This is a genomic window from Streptomyces sp. SID486 (assembly GCF_009865385.1).
In the GTDB taxonomy this organism is placed as follows: domain Bacteria; phylum Actinomycetota; class Actinomycetes; order Streptomycetales; family Streptomycetaceae; genus Streptomyces.
The window spans coordinates 1-10030 of record NZ_WWJT01000126.1; the positions used below are offsets into that span (position 1 = coordinate 1).

The following is a 10030-nucleotide window of genomic DNA, read 5'->3' on the forward strand; positions in this document are numbered from 1 at the left end:
GCCCCGGGAGCCCGGCGCCCCGGCGCCGGCGCTCCCGGCGCCCGACACCGCCGGACTCGCCGCGGTGTTGCGCTCGGTGGTGGCCCAGGGCGCACCCGGCGCGCTGGCGCGGATCGACGACCACGGACGCACATACCGGGCCGCACAGGGCGTCGCCGACCGCGGCACGCAGCGGGCCCTGTCCACGGACGACCGGTTCCGGGTCGGCAGCATCACGAAGACCTTCTCGACCGTCGTCCTGCTCCAGCTCGTCGACGAGCACCGGCTCGCGCTCGACGAGCCGGTCGACCACTACCTGCCGGGCCTGCTGCCGGACGACCGGATCACGGTCCGTCATATGCTCAGCCACCGCAGCGGCCTGTACGACTACACGAACGACATGTTCGCCGACAGCGTCTCCGGCTTCGAGGCGGTCCGGAACAAGGTCTTCACCTACCGTCAGCTCGTCGCCCTGTCGCTGAAGAAGCCCCGCACCAACGCGCCCGGCGCCGCGTACTCGTACTCCAACACCAACTTCGTCGTCGCCGGCCTGCTCATCGAGAAGCTCACCGGGCAGCCCGTGGGCACCGCCTACCTCAAGCGCGTCATCGAGCCGCTGGGGCTGGGGGACACGTTCTACGTCCATCCGGACACCGCGATCCCGGGCCGGTACGCCCGCGGGTACCTGACCCCGGACAAGGCGGGCGCCCCGCTGGTCGACGCGACGGCGCAGACGGTCTCCTGGGCGCAGAGCGCGGGGGCCGTCATCTCCAGCGCGCGGGACCTCGACGTCTTCTTCGGCGCGCTGCTCGGCGGGAGACTGCTGCCGCCCGCGCGGCTCGCGGAGATGGAGAAGTTCACGAAGGTGGACAGCACGACGGCGTACGGGCTCGGGCTGCGGCGGCGCGACCTGTCCTGCGGGGTGTCGGTGTACGGGCACACCGGTGCGGTGCAGGGGTACTACTCGTACGCGTTCGGCACGAAGGACGGCGGACGGACGCTCACGGCACTCGCCAACACCTCGAACAACGCGAAGGTGCTGAGCACGCTGGCGGGAACGCTGGAGTCGGCGTTCTGCGGCGCGCCGAAGGCGGCGGACGGGCGTCGGTAGGGAGTGCGCCCGGCCGGGTGCCGGGCGCACGGTGACGGCCGGGCGGGTGCCGGGCGCACGGTGACGGCCGGGCGGGTGCCGGGCGCACGGTGACGGCCGGGCGGGTGCCGGGCGCACGGTGACGGCCGGGCGGGTGCCGGGCGCACGGTGACGGCCGGGCGGGTGCCGGGCGCACGGTGACGGCCGGGCGCACGGTGGCGGTCGGGCGGGGCGTACCGGGCGCCGCCGTCCGGTGGCCGGCACCGGTACGGGGCGTGATCTTGGCGGAACGCCGTCGTCCGGGACACCATGCCCCGCATGAAGGGTGAACTCTTTTCCAGTCAGCACGTGGTGCAGCCGGCCGTGCAGCCGGGGATGTCCGTCGAGAACGCCAAGTGCGTCAGGTACACGGTCGACGGCGAGATGTACGCCCGGCAGGGCGCGATGATCGCCTACCGCGGCGATCTGAGGTTCGAGCGGAAGGGGCAGGGCGTCGGCGGCATGCTCAAGCGTGCCGTGACCGGCGAGGGCCTGCCCCTCATGACGGTGAGCGGGCGCGGCGAGGCGTGGTTCGCGCACGAGGCGCAGAACTGTTTCATCGTCGACGTCGAGCCCGGCGACCAGTTCACCGTCAACGGCCGAAACGTCCTGTGTTTCGACGCCTCGCTGGGCTACGAGATCCGGACGGTGAAGGGGTCGGGCATCGCCGGCGGGGGCCTCTTCAACAGCGTGTTCAGCGGGCAGGGCCGGCTCGGCCTGGTCTGCGAGGGCAACCCGCTGGTGATCCCCGTGTCCGCGCAGGCTCCGGTGTTCGTCGACACCGACGCGGTGGTGGGCTGGACCGCGCACCTGCAGACCTCGCTGCACCGCTCGCAGTCCATCGGCTCGATGCTGCGCGGCGGCTCCGGCGAGGCCGTGCAGCTGATGCTGCAGGGCGAGGGGTTCGTCGTGGTGCGGCCGAGCGAGGTGACGCCCCAGAAGGCCCAGCAGCACTGAACCTTCACAGGTGATCCGTCCCGGCGGGCAACCCCCGTCGCGGTACCGGCGTCTTGATCGGCAACAGACCGGGCCCCGGCCCTCAACGGCCGGGGCATTGTTTCGAGACGCTATACACGGCAGGTATACGTGAAGTGTAGAGATGCCGTGTATAGAAGGGTACGCATGTACGGCAAGGCTTCCGCCCCGGAGTACCAGGGCGCTCTCACCACTCTGTCCGTGAACTCCTCGCTGGTCGACGTGCTGGCCGAGGGCACCGAACGGCTCCGCGAGGCCGAACGCGCCGGGCAGCCCGGCGAGGCGGCGCGCTGCGGGCTCGCCGTGGCCGAGGCACACCGGCGGCTCGGCAACGTGCCGGAGGCCGACCGGGCCTGGAAGGCGAGCTACCGCGCCGCGCGGGACGCCGGCGACACCGCCGCGATGGCCTGGGCGCTGTGGAGCGGCGGCACGCTGGCCCGCCAGCGCGGGGCGTTCCCGCTGGCCTGGCGGCTGCTGGGGCTCGCGGCCGAACTCGGAGAGCGGGGCGGGGACGTCGTGGTCCGCGGCTACTCGCTGGCCGGCCTGGCGGAGACCGGCCGGATCCAGGGGGACTACGCGGCGGTCGGCCGGCTGCACGAACAGCTGCTGGCCGAGGCACGCAGGCGGGGCGAGGCCCGGCACACGGTGTGGGCGCTGGAGGGCATCGCCCAGATGCACCGCAACACCGGTGACCACGACCGGGCCTACGCCCTGTTCGAGGAGGCGGCGGAGATAGCCGGCCGGGCCGACGACCGGCGCGGGCACGCCTGGGCGCTGCGCGGACTCGCGGACGTGCTGTCGGTCCGCGACGGCGCCACCGAGCGCGCGCTGGAACTGCTGGAACAGGCGGAGGCGACCTGCCGGGAGATGAACCTCTCCAGCGCGCTCGCCTACAACCACAAGATGCAGGGCAACGTCCTGTACCGGGCCGGCCGGTACGCCGAGGCCCGCGACCGCTACGAGCTGGCCCTCACTCAGTTCCGGACGATGAGCGAACCGCGCGGTGAGGCGCTGTCCCGGCTGGGCCTGGCCAAGTCCCTCGCGCGACTCGGCCGCGACCGCACCGAGACCGCGGCCGAACTTGCCGACCTCGCCCGGACGCTGGAGCGCGGTGGGCTGCGGCACGCCCGGGAGATGGTGGCCCGGGCCCAGCGGGAGTTCGGGCTCGACGCGGCGGCCGCACGGTGACGGCGGCCGTCTCCGCGGTGCGCGAGTCCGCTCCCCCGAGTCTCGCCCGGTGCCGGGAGCTGGTGCGGCCCCGGTTGCGCGAAGCGGTGGAGCGGCTGCACCCCTGGGTGGCCGAGATGGCCGCGTACTCCTTCGGCTGGTGCGAGGTCGGCGGGGCGCCCGCCAGCGCGCCGGGCGGCAAGGGCGTACGGCAGGCACTGGCCGTCCTCGGCGCCGAGGCCGCCGGTGCCGACGCGCGCGCCGGTGTCCCGGCGGCGGTCGCGGTGGAGCTGGTGCACGCCTTCTCGCTGCTGCACGACGACATCATGGACGGTGACGCGACCCGGCGCCGCCGCCCCGCCGTGTGGCAGGCGTACGGCACCGGTCCGGCCGTCCTGGCGGGGGACGCCCTGTTCGCGCTGGCGGTGGAGACCCTCGCCGCCGCACCGCAGGGCCCGGGCGCGCTACGGCTGCTCTCCGCGGCCCTCGCGGATCTGGTGCGCGGGCAGGCCGACGACCTGGTGTTCGCCACCCGGCCCTGGACCGGTCCGGGCCGGGTGACCCCGCGGGAGTACCGGGTGATGGCCGAGGGCAAGACGGGCGCGCTGCTGGGCTGCGCCCTCGCGCTGGGCGCCGCGCTCGGCGGGGCGCCCCGGGACACGGTCGGCGCGCTGGACCGGGCCGGCCGGCACCTCGGGGTCGCCTTCCAGCTCGTCGACGACGTGCTCGGCATCTGGGGCGACCCGGCCGTCACCGGCAAGCCCGTGGGCGGCGATCTGCGGGAGGGCAAGAAGACGTTCCCGGTGCTGGCCGCGCTCGGTTCCCCGGCGGCCCGGCGGCTGCCCGCGCTGCTCGGCTCCCGCGAGTACGAGCGGGCGGCCGCGCTGATCGAGGACGCGGGCGGCCGTGCGGCGGCGCTGGCCGAGGCCCGCTCCCGCACGGCCGCCGCCCGGGAGCTGCTCGGCAGCGCGCAGCTGGCCGCGGGGCCCGCCGGGGAGCTGACCCGGCTGCTGGACCACCTGGTGGGCCGGGAGCTGTAGCCGGGTTCCAAGATCCGGAACGGCGTTGACCGACGGCCGTCCGGCGGGTCAGGGTGCGGACGGCGCGGCTCCCGACCCGTGCCGGAAGGGTGCATGACCTTGATCGACATCTCGGACGTCGAAGCCGCCGCGCAGCGGATCGCCGGACACGTCGTACGGACCCCGACGGTGCCGAGCCCGGGCCTCGGCGCGCTGCTCGGGGTCCCGGTCACCGCCAAACTCGAACTGCTCCAGCGCACCGGTTCGTTCAAGGCCCGCGGGGCCACGGCGAAGCTGCTGTCGCTGAGCGAGGCCGAGCGGGCGGCGGGTGTGGTCGCGGTCAGCGGCGGCAACCACGGCATCGCGGTCGCGGTGATGGCGGCGGCCCTCGATGTGAAGGCCACGGTCGTCATGCCGCGTACCGCGCCCGCGCGTTCCCTCGCTCTCGCGGGGGACGCCGGGGCGTCGGTACGGCTCACCGACGGCATGGACAGCGCCTTCGAGCTGGTGACGCGCTTGCGGGACGAGGGCCTGACCCTGGTCCACCCCTTCGACGACCCCGTGGTGATCGCCGGACAGGGCACCGTGGGACTGGAGTTGGCCGAGGACGCCGGGGAGCTGACGGACGTCGTCGTCAGTGTCGGCGGCGGGGGCCTGATCGCCGGCGTCGCGGCGGCCCTGCGCGCCCGGCGTCCGGGGGTGCGTGTGTGGGGCGTGGAGACCGGGGGTGCGGAGGCGATGTCCGGCGCGCTGAAGGCCGGCGGCCCGGTACCGGTGCCGCTGTCCTCGGTCGTCACCACGCTGAGCGCGCCCTCGGTGTCGCGGCTGACGTACGACCATGTGGCCGCGCTGGTCGAGGAGGTCCTGGTGGTGCCGGACCGGGACGCGGTGCAGGGCTGCCTGGACCTCGCCGACCACGCCAAGGTGTGGGCCGAGCCGGCCGCGGGCTGTCTGCTGCCCGCCGCCCGGCAGGTGGCGGCCAGGGTCGGCGCGGACGCCCGGATCGGACTCGTGGTGTGCGGGGGCAACACGACGCCCCGCGAACTCACCGGCTGGGCCGACCGCTTCGGGCTGCTGTGAGCCACGGCGCCGCACCCGGCGGCCGGCAGCCGGGACTCCCGCACCCGGGACTTCGGCACCCGGAGCTCCGGCGCCCGGAACACGGGTGACCAGGACGGACGTGCGGGCACCGGGGGCACACCGCCGGCCGCCGGGGACTTCGGCGCCCCGGGCACGGCTGACGGGGGCGGACACCGGGCGCCGCGGGCGCACCGGCACGGGACGTCCGGCGCCCGGCCGTGCGGGACGAGGGCGTGGCACCGGATGCGCGGGAAAGCCCGCGGCCCCCGAGGGACGAGTCCCTCGGGGGCCGCGGATCGGTGTGCCCCGTTCGTGCCGGACGTCCGGCTAGCGGGCGCTGTACCCGAACCGGCCGCCGGAGGCGGGGATCCCGCCCTGACCGGGCTGGTAGGTGGTGACGGCGGCGTTGGTGCCACCGGCGGTCACGTTGGCCATGGGCAGGGCGTGGAGCGCGCCGTAGGCGGTCGGACCGTAGGGCATGCCCACGTACAGCTTGGTGCCGGTGTAGTGGATGCTCGACCCCAGCTGCTGGTCGGCGGCCGCCGGGCCGGGGATGTTGGAGGTGCCGGCCTCGATCCAGCGGTCGGCGGCACCCGGCGAACCGAGCAGCGAGAACGTGGTGATGGCGCCGGCCTTGGCCGCCGTGCCCACCGCCTCACCGGGGGCGCCGACGGCGAACTTCATCGTCGCCGCGCTGCTCACCGCGCGCGGCGCCGTGTTGACGGCGGCCAGGGTCTGACCGAAGCGGTCGCCGGCCTCGGCGGTGCCCGCCACGTCGTCGGTGGCGGTACCCGAGTCGTACTCGTTCAGCTGGCTGAAGGAACCGGCGGCGGTGACCCGGAAGCTGATGGCGTTGCCCGCGTCCGTCTTGTTGACGCCGTCGATGTCCAGGTCCTCACCGGGCGAACCGACGACGAGGATCGAATCGGTGGCCGCGGCCGCACCCGAGGGGCGGTAGGGCACCAGGGCCAGGGCCTTGCCGAACTGGTCGCCGGCCTCGGCGCCGCCGGAGACCGTGTCCAGGCCCTGGTCGAGACCGAACAGCGGGGTCGGGCGCTTCTCGGAGTTCAGCTTGTGGGAGAAGACGGCCACGTTGCCGGCGGCCGCGTCGTCGCCGATGGCCTCGTTCGGAGCGCCGATGGCGATGTTGTTGGCGTCGGCCGCGATCACCGCGCCGAAGCCGTCGCCCGCCTCGACGGCGCCGGGGACGCCGGTGCTGTCCTGGGTGATGCCGACGGTCGTGTTGTCGTGCGCGTAGAACGCCATGCCCGCCTTGGCCACGGAACCGATGGCCTCGCCGGGGGCGCCGAACACGACGAACGGCTCACCGGCCGCGGTGGTGCCGGCGGCCACGGCCTGGCCCAGCCGGTCCCCGGTCTCCGGAGTCGAACCGGCCATGGCTGCCGTGCCGCTGCCCTGCTCGAAGTGCGTGTTCTTGAGCGAGCCGGTTCCGATACCGTCCGGAGCGCCGTAGAGCACGTCGACCATGCCCGCGTCGGTGGCCTTGTCCAGGTCCTCCGACGGGGTGCCGACGACGAGGTCGGTGCAGCCGTCCTCGTTGTAGTCGACGGTGTCGATCGCCTCACCGAACCAGTCGTTGGCCTCGGCGCCGCCCGGCACCCAGTCCAGGTCCTGGTTGACGGACGTGGTGCCCTTGCCGCCGCCGTAGACGATCCGGACCGCGCCCGCGCCGTCGTTGCCGCCGACGCTCGCCTTCGGGTCGGCGATCGCGATGTCCTCGACGCCGTCACAGTTGAAGTCGGTGATGCGCGGGGTGCCGGCGGTGGCGCTCACCCAGCCCGCGAGGTCGTCGACGCGGGAGACGAGACCGTCGGTGCGGGTCTCGGCCGGGTCGGTGCCGAAGCAACCGCCCTGGTAGGAGCGGGAGCTGAGCGCGACGAGCGTGCTCTTGCCGCCGGTCTCGCGGAAGACCGGGCCGCCCGCGTCGCCGGCGCAGGCGGCCGTGCCGGCCTTGCCGGTGACCGCGGCCGTGGTGGCGTCCGCCGAGCCGACGGTGTAGGTGCCGGTGTGCAGGTCGAGCGGCGCCCACTCGGAGGCGGTGCGCCCGTAGCCCGCGAACTTCAGCTCCTCGCCCGGGGCGGGCGCCGAGGTGGCCAGGGCGATGGGCGCGACCTTGGTGACGGGGCGGCTCATGCGGGCCAGCACCACGTCACGGTCGGCGCGCGGGACCAGCTCGACGATCTGGCGCCGGGTGTCCATGAGGAAGCTCTGGGACAGCTCGGAGGGGCCGACCACCACGCTGGTGCGGGTCTTGGGGGCGCCTGCCGGCACGGGGGCGCCCGCGGAATCGGCGAAGCAGCCGGCCGCCGTCAGCAGCCACTCGGGGTCGACGAGGACGGCGGAGCAGCCGCGGTCGTGGTCACCGACGGTGATCTGCGCCGTGAAGGAGTAGGTCGTCGGCACGGCGGAGCTGCCGGAGACGGCCTGTGCGGGGGCGCCGGTGAGCACACCGGACACGACGCCGGCTGCCAGCAGGGCGCCGGTCAGCGCGGCGCGGGGGCGTATGCGAGACACGTGTGGGGTTCCTGGAGTTCGGTGGTGCGCGCCCGGAGGCGCACGCGGTAGGTGGTGCCGGGGCGGCGGGTCAGCCGGTGACGCGGATCTCGACGAGGACCGAGCGCAGGCCGGTGTCGCCGGACTCGCCGACCGGGGTGAGGTCGTTCGCGGGCGCGTTGACGACCGTGTCCTTGCCCTCGGCCGTCAGCGTGGCCTTCACGGGGTGGTCCTGGGTCCAGATGCTGAACGTGTCGGGCAGCTCGAGGGTCAGGTACCCGGTCTTGGCGTTGGTCTTGAAGCAGAAGACGCCCTTGCGGGACTCGATCGCGATGTTCGAGGTGTCGCCGCACTGGCTCAGGTCGGTGACGTCGGTGAGCCAGATGTGCCCGTCGCCGCGCTTGAGCGTCACCCCGCGCTCCTGCTGCGCCTTCGCGGCGCCGGGGTGGTTGAAGTCCTCGACCAGGCTCGGCATGTCGGTCGCGGTCACGGACGGCGCGGTGGGCGCGGTCTGCGGCAGGGCGAGCGCGGTGGCGCCGAGACCCAGCACGAGGGCCGCGGTGAGGCCGCCCAGCAGCGTCTTCCGGGCAGGGGTTATCGCCATGGAATCCTCTCAAGAGTGTTGCGCGAATCACACATGTGAAGGGAAAGTAATCGCTCCGTTGAAGCGAAGTAAAGCACATGTAAGATCCAGGTCAATGTGCCCCCGCGTCACCTGCGGCGGTGGGAGCGACAGTTGACGACACGTCCTTCGTCAGTGGCGATCTCTGGGCTTCACCACCGCAACTTCTCGGATATTCCGGACGGACTTCCGCACTGATGTCCCGTTCCACCGGAGGTGTCCGTCAGCGGGGGATGAGTCACTGACCACGAAGGACCTCAGGTGAAACAACCATCACGCTCCATACGCATGGGGCGGGGCCGCGCAGTGCGGTCCGGGGCGAGAGCGTCGGGCATCCGGGCCGCCTGCGCGACCGTGCTGTCCGCCGCCCTCACGGCCACCCTCCTCGGCATGGCGCCGGCGAACGCCGTGGACACCGAACCGACCGCGAACCGCGGCCTGGTGGTCGGCTACTGGCTCAGTGGCGGCACCGGCCTCCAGGAGGCGGCCGAGAAGGCGCTCCAGGGAACGGACGACGACATCCGGCAGTTCCTCACGGACGCCCCCGGCATCGAGGCGGTCGACGACCGGGTCGACGTCGCCCGGGTGGTGAACGCCGGCGGTCCGGCGGTCCGGGAAGCCGCCATGACCGCGCTGGCCGGCACCCCGGCCGACGTCGAGGCGTTCCTGGACGAGGGCTGGAAGGCGCCGAACGAACAGGACCTGCGGGTGGAGGCCACCCGGGTCGTGAACTACGGCGGCCCCGGGGTCAAGGACGCCGGGACGAAGGCGCTCCTGGGCACGGCTGCGGACGTCAAGCAGTTCCTGGACGTCGACCAGTACAAGGCCCAGCAGACGGACGACCGGGTCGAGGTCACCAAGCTCTACAACACCGGCGGGGCCAACGTGAAGGCCGCCGCCAAGCTCGCCCTGCGCGGCACGCCCGACGACATCGCCGAGTTCCTCGACGTCGGCCAGTTCGTGGCCCGCAACCGCGACCAGGAACACGCCACGATCGAGCAGCTGATCGACCAGGCCGAGAAGAACGGCAAGCAGGCCGAGGCGGCCACCGACAAGGCCGAGGAGGCGTCGGGCAAGGCCATCGCCGCCGCCGCGCTCGCCGAGGACGCCGCCGAACGGGCCGCGAAGGAGACCGAGGCCGCCAAGAACGACGCCGGCCGGGCCACGGTCAAGGCCCGCCAGGCAGCCGACGCCGCCCGCGCCGCCGCCGAAGCCGCCCAGCAGGCCATCGGCGCGGCCAACGCCGCCAACCGCTCCGCCCGGCGCGCCGCGCTGGCCGCGGCGCAGACCGCGAACGCGGCGGCTGCCGCCGCGGAGGCCGCGAGCCGCGCCTCGAACGCCGCCTACGCCGCCAGCAAGGACAAGACCAAGGCACAGGCCGCCCTCGACCGGGCCGCCGAGGCGCGCAAGGCGGGCGAGCTGGCCAAGCGGTCGGCCAAGGCGGCCGAGCAGGCGGGCAAGGCGTCCCTCGCCGCCGCCGACGCCGCAGCCGCCTCCCGCAGCGCCACCGGCAACGCCAACAAGGCCGCCGCCGCGGCCGACCAG

7 protein-coding genes and 1 pseudogene are annotated in these 10030 nt (G+C 74.1%); 6 read left to right on the plus strand and 2 right to left on the minus strand.

The window, feature by feature from the left end; translation table 11 throughout:
- The 5 genes from GT045_RS06395 to GT045_RS06415 all read left to right on the plus strand — a co-directional run.
- The coding region (locus GT045_RS06395) for a serine hydrolase domain-containing protein (protein ID WP_161333566.1) at positions 1–1090 on the plus strand (1090 nt) is incomplete at its 5' end.
- A 297-nt stretch (positions 1091–1387) separates the two neighbouring features.
- Positions 1388–2065, plus strand: coding sequence for an AIM24 family protein (locus tag GT045_RS06400; RefSeq protein ID WP_161289299.1), 678 nt, complete (start codon positions 1388–1390; stop codon positions 2063–2065).
- 165 nt (positions 2066–2230) lie between these two features.
- A complete protein-coding gene (locus GT045_RS06405) occupies positions 2231–3271 on the plus strand; it encodes a tetratricopeptide repeat protein (protein WP_161289297.1) in 1041 nt (346 codons plus the stop codon).
- Positions 3268–4290 (plus strand): polyprenyl synthetase family protein, encoded by a 1023-nt coding sequence (locus tag GT045_RS06410; protein ID WP_161333567.1) that lies wholly within the window; start codon positions 3268–3270, stop codon positions 4288–4290. The genes GT045_RS06405 and GT045_RS06410 overlap by 4 nt, the downstream gene beginning before the upstream one ends.
- A 99-nt stretch (positions 4291–4389) precedes the next feature.
- Positions 4390–5349: a threonine/serine dehydratase gene (locus tag GT045_RS06415; protein ID WP_161333568.1), complete on the plus strand. Its 960-nt coding sequence runs from the start codon at positions 4390–4392 to the stop codon at positions 5347–5349.
- Between the two features lie 327 nt (positions 5350–5676).
- Here the strand turns inward: GT045_RS06415 and GT045_RS06420 are convergent, their stop codons facing one another.
- Positions 5677–7884: a trypsin-like serine protease gene (locus GT045_RS06420; RefSeq protein ID WP_345942565.1), complete on the minus strand. Its 2208-nt coding sequence runs from the start codon at positions 7882–7884 to the stop codon at positions 5677–5679.
- 70 nt (positions 7885–7954) lie between these two features.
- Positions 7955–8467: a hypothetical protein gene (locus tag GT045_RS06425; protein WP_161287308.1), complete on the minus strand. Its 513-nt coding sequence runs from the start codon at positions 8465–8467 to the stop codon at positions 7955–7957.
- A gap of 279 nt (positions 8468–8746) precedes the next feature.
- Between GT045_RS06425 and GT045_RS06430 the strand changes: the two are divergent.
- Positions 8747–10030, plus strand: a pseudogene (locus tag GT045_RS06430) (hypothetical protein); the annotation flags it as partial.